Source organism: Microbacterium aurugineum (assembly GCF_023101205.1).
Lineage (GTDB): Bacteria > Actinomycetota > Actinomycetes > Actinomycetales > Microbacteriaceae > Microbacterium > Microbacterium aurugineum.
In genome coordinates, this window is record NZ_CP078078.1 from 913,935 (window position 1) to 929,341 (window position 15,407).

Genomic DNA, 15,407 nt, shown 5'->3' on the forward strand with positions numbered 1-15,407 from the left:
GTGAGAGGGGGTGGTCAAGAGAGAAGGTCGTCGACGAGGGCGCGCACGCGGGCGGCGATGTCGTCGCGGATGGCTTCGACGCCTTCCCGCGACGCGAGGGCGGGATCACCGACGGCCCAGTCGTCGTAGCGCACGCCGGGGATGATCGGGCAGACGTCGCCACAGCCCATCGTGATGACGACGTCGGCCGCGCGGACGGCGTCGTCGGTGAGCGGCTTCGGGAAGCGCTCGGCAGCCCGGTCGCCTTCGATCTCGGCGAGGATCGAGCGGACGTGCGGGTGGATGATGTCCGCGGGAGCGGATCCTGCCGAGCGTGCGACGACCTTGCCGGCGGCGAGCGTGTTGACGAGCGCGGCGGCGAGCTGCGAGCGTCCGGCGTTGGCGACGCAGACGAAGAGCACCTGGGGGACGGACGCATCGCGGTCACGAGTGAGGTCCGCGAGTCGCTGACGCGCGAAGCGCTCGGTCAGAGGAACGAGGGCGGAAGTGACCCTGGCGGTGCGCGCGAGCGCGGTGTACGACTCACGGACGATGGTGAGCACCACGTCGGGGTCGAGGTCGGGGATTTCCGCCGCGAGCTCGTCCGCGAGACGGGTCACGCGGGCGTCGAAGTCCGGTCGCGGGTGATCGTGGTCGCCGGTGACACCCCCGGGTGCGAGCGTCGCGGGCGCGAACGACTCCAGCAGAGCTGTGACCGCGCTGCGGCGGTTCGGGGTGATCCGATACCAGACCCAGGTTCCTCGCCGCTCGGAGGTGAGGACATCCACGTCCTTGAGCACTTTGAGGTGGTGAGAAATCGTCGGTTGCGAGACCTCTGCGAGCTCGGCGAGATCGCAGACACACGACTCCCCGCGCGGGTCGGAGGCGATGGCGGACAGCATCCGCAGCCGCAGCGGATCCGACAGAGCCTTCAACGTCGCTGCGACCGAGGACGCCGCGTCGAGTCCGATGGCGTGGGTGGCGACGGGACTGCAAGTGTCGTCCGCGGTGGTCAGGGTGACGTTCATGACGGAATCCTTCCAGCGGTGAATGGATCGGTATGGAACCAGCGCCGGGCGGCCCAGAGCGAGACATAGACGAGCCCGACGAGAACCGGGACTTCGATCAGCGGGCCGACGACGCCGGCGAGCGCCTGGCCGGATGTCGCGCCGAAGGTGCCGATGGCGACCGCGATCGCGAGTTCGAAGTTGTTGCCGGCGGCGGTGAAAGCCAGGGTCGACGATCGTGCGTATCCGAGGCCGAGAGTCTTCCCCGTGAGGAGGCCGAGGAACCACATGACGCCGAAGTACACCAGGAGTGGGAGCGCGATCCTGGCGACGTCCCAGGGACGACTCGTGACCTGTTCCCCCTGGAGAGCGAACAGCAGAACGATCGTGAACAGGAGGCCGTAGAGCGCCCAGGGGCCGATCTTCGGGAGGAAGCTGTCTCCGTACCAGTCGCGTCCCTTCGTGCGCTCTCCGAAGAAGCGGGAGGCGAATCCCGCGACGAGGGGGATGCCGAGGAAGATCAGGACATTGAGCGCGATCTGTCCGAGCGAGATGTCCAAGCCCTGCGAGTCGAGTCCGAGCCAGCCGGGGAGGACAGTGAGGTAGAACCAGCCGAGGAGTGAGAAGGCGATGACCTGGAAGACCGAGTTGATGGCGACGAGCACGGCTGCGGCTTCGCGGTCGCCGCAGGCGAGGTCGTTCCAGATGACGACCATCGCGATGCAGCGCGCGAGCCCCACGATGATGAGGCCGGTGCGGTACTCGGGCAGATCGGGCAGGAAAGCCCACGCGAGGACGAACATCAGCGCCGGGCCCACGAGCCAGTTGAGCGCCAGCGACGAGATGAGGAGTTTCTTGTCGCCGGTGACGGCGGCGACCTTGTCGTAGCGGACCTTCGCGAGCACCGGGTACATCATCACCAGCAGGCCGAGGGCGATCGGGATCGAGATCCCACCGACCTCGAGGCGGGCCAGGAGGTCGGAGACCCCGGGGATGAAGCGGCCGATGACGATGCCGCCGATCATGGCCAGTCCGATCCAGAGTGGCAGCCACCGATCGAGGGTCGACAGTCGGCGGGCGGTTGGCGTGGAGGCCGGCAGGGTGGCCTCGGCGATCGGCGCGATCACGCGAAGACCTCCTCGGTCCGGCGCGAAAGGGGGGCGACTTCGTCAAGCGCGGCGAGGTAGTGCTGAGCATCCTGCGCTGCCGCGCAGCCGGTACCTGCGGCGGTGATCGCCTGACGGTAGGTGTGGTCGACGAGATCGCCGGCGGCGAAGACTCCAGCGAGGTTTGTGCGGGTCGAGGGGTGCTCGACGAGCACGTAGCCGTCAGCATCGGTGCCGACGAGGCCGGTGACGATCTCGGAGCGCGGGTCATGACCGATCGCGACGAAGACTCCCGTTGCCGCCAGCTCCCGCTCGACGCCCGAGACGGTATCGCGCAGTGCGACTGCTTCGACCTTCTCGGCGCCGATGAGGCTCGCGACTTCGCTGTTCCATGCCACTTCGATCTTCGGGTGGTCGAGTACGCGCTGTGCCATGATCTTCGAGGCCCGGAACTCGGCGCGACGGTGGACGACGGTGACCTTCGACGCGAAGCGAGTGAGGAACAGCGCCTCCTCCATGGCGGAGTCCCCGCCGCCGACCACGACGACCTCTTGCTCACGGAAGAAGAAACCGTCGCAAGTGGCGCACCAAGAGACCCCGCGTCCGGTGAGTCGCTCCTCGTCGGGGATGCCGAGCTTGCGGTACGCGGAGCCCATGGACAGGATGACTGCGCGAGCGAGGAATGTCTCCCCAGCCCCCGTCTCGACCGTCTTGATGGGGCCGTCGAGGTCGACCAGAACGGCGTCGTCGAGAAGGATGCGGGCACCGAAGCGCTCGGCCTGCGCGCGCATCGATTCCATCAGCTCGGGTCCTTGGATGCCGTCGACGAACCCGGGGAAGTTCTCGACCTCCGTCGTGGTCATCAGCGCGCCGCCGGCCGTCACGGAACCGGCAAGCACCACGGGGGTGAGTCCCGCGCGCGCCGCGTACACGGCGGCGGTGTATCCGGCAGGGCCGGACCCGATGATGACCAGTTCAACCTCTTGAATCGACATGTGTCTATATTGATGCTTGTCGATATCAAGCGCAACCGGCGCCGGAAGAGTTCACCTGTTCGTCACCGTGGCGGTCAGATCACGAGGATCGCCCGTCGGCCGGTTCCACACGGATCCGCTCATTGATCGGAGCGGCAGCCGCGACGGCCGCGTTGATCAACTCCCCGGGTGCGTTCGGCGTCGTGAGCCATTCTTCGGCGAAACCCGGATTGATGAGCAAGGGCATCCGGTCGTGGATGTGCGCCAGATGCCCCGCAGCGGGTTGCATCACGATGCTGTAGCAGGTGTAGTCGACACCGTCGGCGGTGCGTCCGGGCCGAGTGACCGCTGCCAGCCCGAGGAGACCGTCATCGGGCGCGGTGAAGTGGTGCCAGATGCGGGACGGCTTGGCCATCTCTCGCCAGAACGAGACCGGCACGATCGCGCGATCGGGGAGTGCTCCCTTGGCAGTGGCGAGTCGTTCCGATCGGGTGTTGATCGACGCGAAGCTCGCGGGCGCACCGTTGACCAGATACCCCCACCAAGCGAGCTGCACAGTGGAGGGGTCGGTGATGATCGGGTTCAGGTTGCGCAGGTTCTTTCCCGTGGGGCGCAGAATCTCGCCGTCATTGCCCGCTGCCCACGAGCGGAGCCCCTCGAGGACGTCGGCATCGAGCGCATCCCGATAGGCGTCGTCGGTGAACCGGGGATCGAGGCCATAGCTCGCGCACATGCCGTCAGCGTAGACCCGGGCTCCGACATCGCGCTGGCGACCGGGCGAGGCGGGCGTGCTCGGGTAGGGTCGATGGGTGCCAGAACCCCGCCGCCTCCCCGCTCCGCTGGCACTCGGCGGAGCTGTCGCGATCGGGGTCATGACAGCCGTCCAGGCGCGGATCAACGGTGTGCTCGGGGTGCGCGTCGACGACGGCATCGTCGCGGGACTGCTCTCGTTCTCGGTGGGCCTGCTGGCCCTCGTCGCGGTGATCTCCTGCATCCCGTCGGCCCGTCGTGGTGTCGGGCGTCTGTGGCGCGGGATCCGTGAGAACACCATCCCGTTCTGGATGCTGCTGGGCGGCGCGTGCGGAGCGCTCACGGTTTCGACGCAGGGGCTGACGGCCGGCGTGCTGGGGGTCTCCCTGTTCAGCGTCGGCGTCGTCGCGGGCCAGACACTGCACGGACTCGTGCTCGATCGGATCGGCTTCGGGCCGGCCGGTGTCGTGGCGGTCACGCCGGGGCGCGTCGCCGGTGGGGTGCTCGCGCTCGCCGCCGTCGGAATCTCCCTGTCCGGGGACGTGCTCGCCGCCGCTCCGCTGTGGATGCTGCTGCTGCCGTTCGCCGCGGGCGTGGGCATCGCATGGCAGGCGGCCACCAACGGACGCCTCGCCCAGCGCGTGCGCTCGCCGCTCGCGGCGACCCTGATGAGTTTCATCACGGGAACGGTCGTGCTGATGCTCGCGGCCGGAGCCAGCATCGCGTTCCGGGGGATGCCCGATGCCCTCCCCACGGAGCCGTGGCTGTATCTGGGCGGGTTCCTCGGCGCCGGCTACATCCTCCTCGGGGCGTTCATCGTCGGGCACACCGGAGTGCTCCTGATGGGGCTGGGGTCCGTGCTCGGGCAGCTTCTGACCTCGGTCGTCATCGACCTGATCTGGCCGGCTGCGGCAGGGCCCGCCCTCTGGCAGGTCATCGCGATGGTCACCGTCGCGGTCGCATCGGTGCTCATCGCGGTCCCGCGGCTGTGGCGCCGCTGACGCGCTACTTCTTCTTCTCGGCCTTCTTCTTCTTCTTCTTCTTGCTCGACTTCTTCGGGGAAGCCGACCCGGGCGCGGGCATGCGCGTGAGCAGCTTCCGCGCATCGACCATCTTGCGGCGTCCCGCCTTCTTGCCCTCCGGCTTGCCACCGACGTAGAGCCAGCCCAGAAGTTCTTCGTCCTTGCCGAGGCCGTGAGCCTTCGCCACGGCTTTGGCGCGGGTGTAGTGACCCGTGCGCCAGATCACGCCCCACCCGGCCTCATCGAGCAGCAGACTCAGCATGTGCGCGACGCCGGAGGCGACGGCCTCCTGCTCCCAGCGCGGCACCTTCTCGCTCTTGCGGTAGCTCGCGACGACGGCGATCAGCAGCGGAGCTCTCAGCGGCTTGGTGGAGGGGGAGGAGTCGCCCTGGGCTTTCGCGATGGCGGCGCCGAGGACTTCGCGGTCCGCGCCCCGGAGCTCGATGAGCCGCCACGGGCGCAACGAGGAATGATCGGCCACGCGACCGGCGGCGGCCACGAAGGTCAGCAACTCCTCGCGGCCTGGGGCCGCGTCTTCCACCTTCGACCAAGATTGACGCGCGCGAACGGCGTCCAGGGCGCTCACGAGGCGTCGGGGGTGAAGTTCATCGCGATCGAGTTCATGCAGTAGCGGTCGCCGGTCGGCGTGCCGAACCCGTCCGGGAACACGTGGCCGAGGTGCGAGCCGCAGTTGGCGCAGCGGACTTCGGTGCGCACCATGCCCAGGCTGTCGTCCTCGAGGAGCTCCACCGCATCAGGGCGGATCGACTCGTAGAAGCTCGGCCAGCCGCAGCCGGAGTCGAACTTGGTCCCGCTCTTGAACAGCTCGGCGTTGCAGGCTCCGCAGGTGTAGAGACCCGCGCGTTCCTCGTCGAGAAGCTCTCCCGTCCACGCGCGCTCGGTGGCGGCCTTCCTCAGCACGGCGTATCGCTCCTCGCCGAGCTCCTCGCGCCATTCGTCTTCGGTCTTGTCCACGCTGTACGACATGTGTCCTCCTGAGTCGCCTCCATTCTCCCTCCTGCAACGGCCTCTCGGGTGCTTCGCGTCAGAATGGACGGATGACGGATGCTGTCCAGGAGCGGTATGCGCGCTTCGCTCGTGACGAGGCGCCGGGTCGCAGCGCCCTCTACGTCGAATGGGCGGGCGGCATCGCGTCGGACGATGCGGTGCGGGCGGTCCTCCGCCGGATCCCGGAGACGAGGAGGCAGCCGCCGCTGGTGTTCGCCGTCACCCGGATGCTCGGCGCACCGCTGGCCGCATACCCGCAGTGGCGGCGCTTCGTGCTGCAGCATGCGGACGACATCGTCGTCGAGTGCGCCCGCCGGTCGCTGCAGACCAACGAGCCGCTTCGACTCGCCGCCCTCCTTCCCGTGCTCTCCGAGATACCCGGCCCGGTGGCATTGCTCGAGGTCGGCGCGGCAGCCGGGCTCTGTCTCTATCCGGATCGGTATTCGTACCGCGTCGCCGATGAGCACGGGGAGGTGCGTGTCGCACTGGATCCGGTGGACGGACCGTCCTCGGTCGTGCTGGAGACCCGGGTGTCCGGACCCCTGCCGCCCCTGCGGATACCGGAGGTGGTCTGGCGTGCCGGAATCGACCTGGCTCCGCTCGACGCGGGGGACGAGCGTGACCGTCGCTGGCTGCGGGGGCTCGTGTGGCCGGGCGAGACGGGACGCGATGAGCGCATCGCCGCTGCCCTCGACATCGTCGCGGCCGATCCTCCGAGGCTCGTCGCCGGAGATGCGCTGGCGTCCATCGAGGCGCTCGCCGCGTCCGCCCCGAACGACGCCACCCTCGTCATCACGACGCCGGGGGTGCTCGTGCACATCCCGTGGGCGTCCCGGAACGCGCTCGTCGCGACCATCGACGGCCTGGACGCGCGCTGGATCACGATCGATCCGCCGGGTGTGCTCGACGTCTGGGAGCCGCCGGTCGATGCAGACGACTGGCCGGGTTTCGTGGTCGCGCTGGACGGTCGAGTGCGCGCTGCTGCGGATCCGCTCGGGCGCTGGTGGGAGTGGCGAGCGGCTCTGCCTGCGAACGCGTCCTAACCTGTACCCATGATCGGAGACCTCACGGAGCGCGATCGCGCGATCCTCGCCCTGGAAGGGACCTGGCCCCGGCATGACGGGGCGAAGGAAGAGGTCATCCGCACGCAGCTGGGGATGAGCGCCGCGCGCTACTACCAGCTCCTCGGACGTCTGATCGATTCGGAGGTCGCGCTGGAATACGACCCGATGCTGGTGCGCAGGCTCCGTCGACTCCGCGATTCGCGAGCGGCACGGCGTCGCGCACGCACCCCCGGTTTCGTCGGCTGAGCGGTCCTGCCCGAATCGCGAGGGCGTCGTCGCCTCGCCGCAGAACCGATTGACAGGAACCTGCCGCTAGCATCGAGGGGTGTCAAAGCCCTCCCGCGATCGTTTCGATGACGTTCCCCGTTCCTCCGGACGTGTGGGAGCGCACCGCGCCGAAGCTCCCGGCATGAACGGCTGGGTCGTGCTGCTGTGGTCTTTCGTCGCCGCGCTCATCCTCATCATCGCCGGCATCTTCGGCTCGCTCGTCGTGATGGGGCGGGTCTCGCTGTTCCCCGAGGCCGCGCCGTCCGTGGTCCCGTCGCCGGTCGACACGGGGATCGTCGACCCGACCATCTCCGTGATGGTCCTGAACGGGACGCCGGATGAGGGTCTCGACACGCAGATGCGCGACACTCTGATCAACAACGGCTGGGCGGCCGACGACGTCTTCGCCGGCGACAGCTCCAGCCAGGATTTCGCCGAGACGACCGTCTTCTACGTCAACGAAGAGGATGAGGAGGCCGCGATCGGATTGGCCAACCTCCTCGGTGGTGCACAGGTCCAGCAGAGCGACTACTACTCCGGTCAGACCGAAGACGGGGAGAAGCAGTTCACCGTGGTGATCGGTCTCGATCGGTCGCCCTCCGCGCCGGAGACACCCGCCGACGAGCCCGCCTCCTGACCTCCGGAGGCGACCCGCGCCCGGCGGCTTGCACTCGAAGGTGTCGAGTGCCAGAATGGCGTTAGCACTCTCTCACTCTGAGTGCTAAACCCAACGTCTACGTCCAGGAGGGACGAAAAAACTCATGGCAAAGATCATTGCTTTCGATGAGGAGGCCCGCCGCGGCCTCGAGCGCGGCCTGAACATCCTCGCCGACGCGGTCAAGGTGACCCTCGGCCCGCGCGGTCGCAACGTCGTCCTCGAGAAGAAGTGGGGCGCCCCCACGATCACGAACGACGGTGTCTCCATCGCCAAGGAGATCGAGCTGGACGACCCGTACGAGAAGATCGGCGCGGAGCTCGTCAAGGAGGTCGCCAAGAAGACCGACGACGTCGCGGGTGACGGCACCACCACCGCCACGGTCCTCGCTCAGGCTCTGGTCCGTGAAGGTCTGCGCAACGTCGCGGCCGGCGCCGACCCCATCTCACTCAAGCGCGGCATCGAGAAGGCCGTGGCAGCGATCACCGAGGAGCTGCTCTCGACCGCCAAGGAGATCGACTCGAAGGAGCAGATCGCGGCCACAGCTTCCATCTCCGCCGCGGACCCCGCGATCGGCGAGCTCATCGCCGAGGCGATCGACAAGGTCGGCAAGGAAGGCGTCGTCACCGTCGAGGAGTCGCAGACGTTCGGCACCGAGCTCGAGCTCACCGAGGGCATGCGCTTCGACAAGGGATACCTGAACCCGTACTTCGTCACGGACCCGGAGCGCCAGGAGGCTGTCTTCGAGGACCCGTACATCCTCATCGCGAACCAGAAGGTCTCCAACATCAAGGACCTCCTGCCCATCGTCGACAAGGTGATCCAGGACGGCAAGGAGCTCGTCATCATCGCCGAGGACGTCGAGGGCGAGGCTCTCGCGACGCTCGTGCTGAACAAGCTCAAGGGCATCTTCAAGTCGGTCGCCGTCAAGGCTCCCGGCTTCGGCGACCGTCGCAAGGCGCAGCTGCAGGACATCGCGATCCTCACCGGTGGTCAGGTCATCACCGAAGAGGTCGGCCTCAAGCTGGAGAACGCCACGCTCGACCTGCTGGGCCGTGCGCGCAAGGTCATCGTCACCAAGGACGAGACCACGATCGTCGAGGGTGCCGGCGAGGCCGACCAGATCGAGGGTCGCGTCACGCAGATCCGTCGCGAGATCGAGAACACCGACAGCGACTACGACCGCGAGAAGCTCCAGGAGCGCCTGGCCAAGCTCGCCGGTGGCGTCGCCGTCATCAAGGCGGGTGCAGCGACCGAGGTCGAGCTCAAGGAGCGCAAGCACCGCATCGAAGACGCCGTCCGCAACGCGAAGGCGGCCGTCGAGGAGGGCATCGTCCCCGGTGGTGGCGTCGCGCTGATCCAGTCCGGCACGAAGGCGCTCGACGCCCTCTCGCTCACGGGCGACGAGTCGACCGGCGCGAACATCGTCCGCGTCGCCATCCAGGCTCCGCTGAAGCAGATCGCGCTGAACGCCGGTCTCGAGGCCGGTGTCGTCGCCAACAAGGTCGCCGAGCTCCCCGCGGGCCAGGGCCTGAACGCGGCGACGGGCGAGTATGTCGACATGTTCGGCGCCGGCATCATCGACCCGGCCAAGGTCACCCGCTCGGCGCTGCAGAACGCGGCATCGATCGCGGCTCTGTTCCTCACGACCGAGGTCGTCGTGGCCGACAAGCCCGAGAAGGCAGCTGCTCCGATGGCTGACCCGTCGGGTGGCATGGACTTCTGATCCATCCTTCCTGACAGAACGCCCCCGGCTTCGGCCGGGGGCGTTCTGCATTCTCGGGAACCAGTCTCAGCGGAACAGGCTCGCCGAATACTGGTCGGCATCGGCGTACTGGGAGGCGGCCGATCCGAGCGAGGTGCCGATCGAGTCGAGGACCTGCTCCACATGCAGCTGGGCTCCCTGCCACTGCTCTGCACAGCCCTGGAATGCGTTGGAGGCGCTTCCGACCCAGGATGTCTGCAGCTGACGGAGCTGGGCCATGAGCGTCGCCGATTCACTCTGCAGGCGCTCGATGGTGGCTCTGACGGCGCCGTGGGCAGCGTGGACGGCTTCGGTGTCGACGGTGAAGACAGACATGGGAACTCCTTCTCGTTGGAGCTCCGACGCTAGGTGCGAGGCGGCACCGAGAATCATGTCCGTCACGGGAGGACTCGGCACCTGGGGGAAGCCGATCGATCCCGTGAGCCGTGCAGAACTCTCGGCGTCACGGATCGTCCCCTCGTCCGTGGCGGCTACGGGTCAGGGGAGGTCGAGCCGTTCCAACGGCTGCGTGTCCTCGAGCAGGTGTGCGGGGGTCGCGCGGGCCGGTGCGAGGGGGAGGGTGACCGTGAAGGTCGCTCCGCCGCCCGGGGTCTCCGACACCTCGACGCCCCCGTGCAGCGCCTTCATGATCGACGCGACGATCGCGAGGCCGAGGCCCGATCCCCCTGTTTCCCTCGCCCGTGAGGTGTCGGCGCGCCAGAATCGCTCGAAGATCTGCTCACGGATCTGCGGCGGGATGCCTTCGCCATGATCCACGACCGCGATGCTCCCGGTGCCGCGGACGCGGTCGGAGTCGACGATGAGTTCGATCGGCCCGTCCTCGGGGGAGAAGCGGCGGGCATTTCCCAGCAGGTTGGTGACGACCTGGCGCACCTTGTTCTCCTCCCCGAGCACGATCGGAGGCGTCCGCACGGGGATGTCCGGGATCTCGGTGAAGTCGATGGCCGGAGCCGGCTCGGGAGCACGGGGACGGCGACGCAGACGGGAGAGTGCTGTCCGGGAGAGTCCGCGGGGAGCCGGGGACGCGGCATCCTGCGGTTGCGGGGAAGGAGTGATGCGCAAAGGGGTCGTGGCCGGGGCGCCGACGGTCCGGTCGATCACGGTGACCGTCCGGCCCGGAGCGGCGGCGCGCAGGTCGAGTGCAGCGTCGCGTGCGATCGGACGCAGATCGAGCGGGACGATCTCCGGTTCCCGCTCCTCGTCCAGGCGTGCCAGCGCGAGGAGGTCCTCCACGAGGACGCCCATCCGGATCGCTTCCTTCTCGATGCGCTCCATGGCTCTGGCGGTGTCCTCCTCGCCCTTGATCGCGCCCATCCGATAGAGCTCCGCATACCCGCGAACGCTCACGAGGGGTGTGCGCAACTCATGGCTGGCGTCGCCGATGAAACGTCGCATGTGCTGCACGGTCCGGTCGCGCTGCGCGAGCGAGCGGTCGACACGATCGAGCATCGTGTTGATCGCCGCGTTCAGACGGCCGACCTCCGTCGTCGGCTCGAGATCGGTGAGGCGCTGCCGGAAGTCGCCGGCGGCGATCGACATGGCGGTCGCCTCGACCTGGCCGAGTCTGCGGAAGGTCAGGGTGACGAGGCCGCGAGTGAGCAGCGCGGCGACGAGGATCGTGATCAGGGCGATTGTGATGTAGATACCGAAGTACTGGCTGACGATACGATCCGCCGGTGCGAGCGGCAGGGCGACCAGCTGGATGCGGAGCGCGCCCCCGCTTCCCTCCGAGCCCACCACGGCGACCGCGGCGTGGAAGACCTCGCCATCGGGTCCTGCGAGCTCGATCGGGGTGCGTTCGGAATCGGCGGTCGCCTTGGCGAGCGAATACTCGGAGGGGAAGAGGGGCGACGGGCCGGAGGTGCCGCGCGCGGTGGCCCGCAGCACCCCGGTCGCATCGTAGATGGCGAAGGAGAAGTCCCGCGGCTGCTCTTCGCGCGGTGTGTAGGTGGTGGTTCCGTCCACCGTCGCGGTCTCGAAGTACCGTTCCACGAGATCACCGGAGACCAGCGCGGGAAGCTGCGCATCGATGTTCGCGACGAGGGCGTTGCGCAGGATCGGCACCGTTCCGATGCCTGCCACCAGTAGCCCGAGCGCCAGGACGGCCACCGTGACTCCGGTCACCTTCGCCCGGAGGCTGATGCGGCGCCACCAGCTGGTGACCGCATCGGGCTTGTGCGCCATGCGGTCCTCCTCGGTGCGGCGAACACGCCGCTGTGCGGCGTCGAGTGGTGGTGGCCCGGGGGTCAGGCCGACTTGCCGACCTTCAACATGTATCCGAAGCCGCGCTTCGTCTGGATCAGCGACTCCTCGGTGTGGGGATCGATCTTGCGGCGAAGGTACGAGATGTAGCTCTCGACGATGCCCGCGTCACCGTTGAAGTCGTACTCCCACACGTGGTCGAGGATCTGCGCCTTCGACAGCACACGGTTCGGGTTGAGCATCAGGTAGCGCAGCAGCTTGAACTCGGTCGGGCTGAGCTCGATCGGCTCCTTGCCCACGTGGACGTCATGGGTGTCCTGGTCCATCGACAACTCGCCGGCACGGATGATCGACTCCTCGTCGGCCTGCATGGTGCGGCGGAGGATCGCCTGCGCTCTGGCCACGATCTCGTCGAGGCTGAACGGCTTGGTGACGTAGTCATCACCGCCGGCGTTGAGCCCCTCGATCTTGTCGTCGGTGCCGTCCTTCGCCGTCAGGAAGAGGATCGGGGCGGTGAAACCGGCGCCGCGGAGGCGCTTGGTCACGCTGAACCCGTTCATGTCCGGGAGCATGACGTCCAGGATGATCAGGTCCGGTTCCTCTTCGAGGACGGCCGAGATCGTGGCGGCGCCGTTGGCGACCGTCTTCACCTGGAATCCGGCGAAGCTGAGACCCGTGGAGAGCAGGTCGCGGATGTTGGGTTCGTCATCGACGACCAGGATGCGCGGAGCAGTCATGTCCCCATTATGGTGACTCCGGCCATGCGGATGCTGACTATTGTGCGGAACGGCGTGGAGTCGCGCTCTCCCGGGAGGCCGCCGACGCGCTCGTCACCCCGCGGGAAACGACATCATTCCGGGGTGGGAGGAGAGGCACAGGTGAACAGGCCAGGATTGAGACATGAGCTCGAACGAGGACGCGTCCGCCGCCCCCGCCCCGCCCACACTCTCGCCTGCCACGCAGATCCCGTACCACCGCCTGGCGCACCTGCGACCGCGATATCGCTGGTGGCGGCCGCTCCTCACCGGGCTCCTCGCCCTCGCGTTCTACATCGTCCTCCTCCTCGTCCTGACGGTGCCCCTGGTCGTCGCAGCGGTGGTCATCCCGGGGTGGGGCGACGAGATGATGGTGCTCCTCACCTCCGTGCGGTACTTCGATCTCGACCGTCCCTGGCTGCTGATCGCGCTGGTGCTCCCCTTGATCCTGATGATCCCGGCCCTGCTGCTGGCATCCCGGGTCGTGGAAGGCCGTGGCGTCGGGCTGCTGTCCTCGGTCACGGCACGACTGCGGATGGGGTGGCTCGGGAAGAGCCTCCTGCTGGCGCTCGCGGTGTTCGCCGTGTACTTCGCCGTCGTGCTGGGGTGGTCGGCGCTCGCCGGAGAGGCGGTGGTCGCTGACTTCTCGCACCCCGGACTGTGGATCATGGTCCTCCTCGTGCTGCTGCTGATCCCCTTCCAGGCAGCCGCAGAGGAGTACGTCTTCCGCGGCTACCTCATGCAGCTGGTCGGCAGCTGGCTCCGGCATCCGGCCTTCGCCATCCTGCTGCCCGTCCCCTTGTTCGTCCTCGGCCACGGCTACGACGTCTGGGGCGCTGCGAGCGTGGGGGCCTTCGCGATCGTCGCCGCCTGGCTGACCTGGCGGACCGGCGGCCTCGAGGCGGCGATCTCCCTGCACATCGTCAACAACGTGCTCATCTTCCTGCTCGGATCCGTCGCCCTCGTCGATGCGAACGCCACGTCGGGAACGGCGGCGGACCTCGTCGGCTCGATGATCGCGATGGTCGTGTACGCGGTGCTCGCCGACCGGTGGGCGCGACGCCTCGGTGTCACGCGCACGGCGACGGCGCCCGTGCCCGCACCGGCCCGGCGCGAGGGGACCCATCATCTGCCGCGCGCCCTGCACGGCTGAGCGGCTCGACCTCCGGGGAGGTCGAACGGACGAGATCAGGCGGCGAGGGCGTCGGAGTCCATGATCGTGTAGCTGTAACCCTGCTCGGCGAGGAAGCGCTGCCGGTTCTGGGCGTAGTCCTGATCGATGGTGTCGCGGGCGACGAGGGTGTAGAAGCTCGCGGTGTGTCCGGACTGCTTCGGGCGCAGCAGGCGTCCGAGTCGCTGGGCCTCTTCCTGGCGCGATCCGAACGAGCCGGACACCTGGATGGCGACGGATGCCTCCGGCAGGTCGATCGAGAAGTTCGCGACCTTCGACACCACCAGGAGCGAGATCTCGCCCTCGCGGAAGGCCCGGTACAGCTCCTCGCGCTCGTCGACCGGCGTCGCCCCGGTGATCTGCGGAGCATCCAAGGCCGCCGACAGCGACTCGAGCTGATCGAGGTACTGGCCGATCACGAGGATGCGCTCGCCCTCATGCTTGGCGATGAGCTCGCGCACCGCCGTCACCTTAGCCGGCGCGGAAGCAGCGAGCCGATAGCGTTCGTCGTCGGTCGCCGCGGCGTACTCGAGACGGTCGCTCGGCGGGAGGTCGACGCGCACTTCGTAGCAGGCGGCGGGGGAGATGAACCCCTGCGCCTCGATCTGCTTCCACGGCGCGTCGAAGCGCTTGGGCCCGATCAGGCTGAACACGTCTCCCTCGCGCCCGTCCTCGCGGACCAGGGTCGCGGTCAGGCCGATACGGCGGCGGGCCTGCAGGTCGGCGGTGAGCTTGAACACGGGGGCCGGGAGCAAGTGGACCTCGTCATACACGATGAGGCCCCAGTCGAGGGCATCCAGCAATGCCAGGTGCGCGTACTGGCCCTTCCGCTTCGCGGTGAGGATCTGATACGTCGCAATGGTGACGGGCTTGACCTCTTTGGCCTGGCCGGAGTACTCGCCGATCTCCTCGGGGGTCAGACTCGTGCGCTTGAGCAGCTCGTCGCGCCACTGCCGGGCCGACACCGTGTTGGTGACGAGGATCAGCGTGGTGGTCTTCGTCGCGGCCATCGCCCCGGCGCCGACGATCGTCTTCCCCGCACCGCAGGGGAGCACCACGACGCCCGAACCGTCCTTCGAGAAAGCATCGACGGCATCCTGCTGGTACGGACGGATCTCCCAGCCGTCTTCGGCGAGGTCGATCTCGTGCGGAGTGCCGGGGGTGTAGCCGGCGAGGTCCTCGGCGGGCCAGCCGATCTTCAGCAGCTCCTGCTTGATCTGTCCGCGTGCCCAGGCGTCGACGACGTACGTCTCAGGGCTTGGGTGACCGATCAGCAGAGGCTGGATGCGCTTGTTGTTCGCGACCTGCGCGAGGACGGCAGGATCCGACGAACGCAGGATCAGGGTGCCTTCGTCGTCACGCTCGATGACCAGCCGGCCGTAGCGATTCACGGTCTCGCGCAGATCGACGGAGACGGAGGGCGGCACCGGGAATCGCGACCAGCGGTCCAGCGTCTCGAGCATGTCGTCCGCGGTGTGCCCGGCGGCACGGGCGTTCCACAGACCGAGCCGGGTGATGCGATAGGTGTGGATGTGTTCGGGAGCGCGTTCCAGCTCGGCGAAGATCGCGAGTTCGTGGCGGGCGCTCTCGGCGTCGGCATGGGCCACTTCGAGCAGCACGGTGCGATCGCTCTGGACGATCAGGGGGCCATCAGACATAGCTGACCAGTTTACCGGTCGCGC

At 68.0% G+C, this 15,407-nt stretch carries 16 protein-coding genes; 6 read left to right on the top strand and 10 right to left on the bottom strand.

The genetic code is table 11. The features are described 5' to 3' along the window. Window positions 1-14: 14 nt before the first annotated feature. The 4 genes from KV397_RS04505 to KV397_RS04520 form a co-directional block, all read right to left on the bottom strand. A complete protein-coding gene (locus tag KV397_RS04505; protein ID WP_261812265.1) occupies window positions 15-1,007 on the bottom strand; it encodes a metalloregulator ArsR/SmtB family transcription factor in 993 nt (330 codons plus the stop codon). Beyond that, on the bottom strand, window positions 1,004-2,110 hold the full coding sequence (gene arsB, locus KV397_RS04510) for an ACR3 family arsenite efflux transporter (protein WP_315972139.1): 1,107 nt from the start codon (window positions 2,108-2,110) through the stop codon (window positions 1,004-1,006). Before arsB ends, KV397_RS04505 begins: the two co-directional genes overlap by 4 nt. Beyond that, the gene (trxB, locus tag KV397_RS04515; protein ID WP_232763783.1) at window positions 2,110-3,087 is read right to left on the bottom strand and encodes a thioredoxin-disulfide reductase; all 978 of its coding nucleotides are present in this window, start codon (window positions 3,085-3,087) and stop codon (window positions 2,110-2,112) included. The genes arsB and trxB overlap by 1 nt, the downstream gene beginning before the upstream one ends. Before the next feature lie 79 nt (window positions 3,088-3,166). Next, complete coding sequence (locus KV397_RS04520; protein ID WP_261812266.1) at window positions 3,167-3,799, bottom strand: SOS response-associated peptidase; 633 nt, start codon at window positions 3,797-3,799, stop codon at window positions 3,167-3,169. A gap of 106 nt (window positions 3,800-3,905) precedes the next feature. Between KV397_RS04520 and KV397_RS04525 the strand changes: the two genes are divergently transcribed. Next, window positions 3,906-4,817 (top strand): DMT family transporter, encoded by a 912-nt coding sequence (locus KV397_RS04525; RefSeq protein ID WP_261812655.1) that lies wholly within the window; start codon window positions 3,906-3,908, stop codon window positions 4,815-4,817. Between the two features lie 4 nt (window positions 4,818-4,821). Here KV397_RS04525 and KV397_RS04530 read toward each other — a convergent pair whose 3' ends face one another. Next, window positions 4,822-5,424 (bottom strand): nitroreductase family protein, encoded by a 603-nt coding sequence (locus KV397_RS04530; protein WP_261812267.1) that lies wholly within the window; start codon window positions 5,422-5,424, stop codon window positions 4,822-4,824. After that, window positions 5,421-5,825, bottom strand: a complete 405-nt coding sequence (gene msrB / locus KV397_RS04535) for a peptide-methionine (R)-S-oxide reductase MsrB (protein ID WP_248570140.1) — start codon at window positions 5,823-5,825, stop codon at window positions 5,421-5,423. The genes KV397_RS04530 and msrB overlap by 4 nt, the downstream gene beginning before the upstream one ends. A 71-nt stretch (window positions 5,826-5,896) precedes the next feature. Between msrB and KV397_RS04540 the strand changes: the two genes are divergently transcribed. The 4 genes from KV397_RS04540 to groL all read left to right on the top strand — a co-directional run bounded on the left by KV397_RS04540 (window position 5,897) and on the right by groL (window position 9,558). Continuing rightward, on the top strand, window positions 5,897-6,889 hold the full coding sequence (locus KV397_RS04540) for a DUF2332 domain-containing protein (RefSeq protein WP_261812268.1): 993 nt from the start codon (window positions 5,897-5,899) through the stop codon (window positions 6,887-6,889). A 9-nt stretch (window positions 6,890-6,898) separates the two neighbouring features. Continuing rightward, the gene (locus KV397_RS04545; RefSeq protein WP_047521479.1) at window positions 6,899-7,156 is read left to right on the top strand and encodes a DUF3263 domain-containing protein; all 258 of its coding nucleotides are present in this window, start codon (window positions 6,899-6,901) and stop codon (window positions 7,154-7,156) included. A 79-nt stretch (window positions 7,157-7,235) separates the two neighbouring features. Next, window positions 7,236-7,814 (top strand): LytR C-terminal domain-containing protein, encoded by a 579-nt coding sequence (locus KV397_RS04550; protein ID WP_227991732.1) that lies wholly within the window; start codon window positions 7,236-7,238, stop codon window positions 7,812-7,814. A 124-nt stretch (window positions 7,815-7,938) separates the two neighbouring features. Beyond that, window positions 7,939-9,558: a chaperonin GroEL gene (gene groL, locus KV397_RS04555; protein ID WP_047521477.1), complete on the top strand. Its 1,620-nt coding sequence runs from the start codon at window positions 7,939-7,941 to the stop codon at window positions 9,556-9,558. Between the two features lie 66 nt (window positions 9,559-9,624). Here groL and KV397_RS04560 read toward each other — a convergent pair whose 3' ends face one another. The 3 genes from KV397_RS04560 to KV397_RS04570 form a co-directional block, all read right to left on the bottom strand. Continuing rightward, window positions 9,625-9,912: a WXG100 family type VII secretion target gene (locus tag KV397_RS04560; RefSeq protein ID WP_131491493.1), complete on the bottom strand. Its 288-nt coding sequence runs from the start codon at window positions 9,910-9,912 to the stop codon at window positions 9,625-9,627. Between the two features lie 162 nt (window positions 9,913-10,074). Continuing rightward, complete coding sequence (locus tag KV397_RS04565; protein WP_131491494.1) at window positions 10,075-11,781, bottom strand: sensor histidine kinase; 1,707 nt, start codon at window positions 11,779-11,781, stop codon at window positions 10,075-10,077. Between the two features lie 62 nt (window positions 11,782-11,843). Continuing rightward, window positions 11,844-12,536: a response regulator transcription factor gene (locus KV397_RS04570; RefSeq protein WP_047522533.1), complete on the bottom strand. Its 693-nt coding sequence runs from the start codon at window positions 12,534-12,536 to the stop codon at window positions 11,844-11,846. A 163-nt stretch (window positions 12,537-12,699) separates the two neighbouring features. Here KV397_RS04570 and KV397_RS04575 point away from each other — a divergent pair, with 163 nt between their 5' ends. Beyond that, window positions 12,700-13,707, top strand: a complete 1,008-nt coding sequence (locus KV397_RS04575) for a CPBP family intramembrane glutamic endopeptidase (RefSeq protein ID WP_261812269.1) — start codon at window positions 12,700-12,702, stop codon at window positions 13,705-13,707. 35 nt (window positions 13,708-13,742) lie between these two features. Here the strand turns inward: KV397_RS04575 and KV397_RS04580 are convergent, their stop codons facing one another. Beyond that, window positions 13,743-15,383 carry a DNA repair helicase XPB gene (locus KV397_RS04580; protein ID WP_047522531.1) on the bottom strand — a complete coding sequence of 547 codons (1,641 nt, stop codon included), beginning with the start codon at window positions 15,381-15,383 and terminating at the stop codon, window positions 13,743-13,745. Window positions 15,384-15,407: the final 24 nt, after the last annotated feature.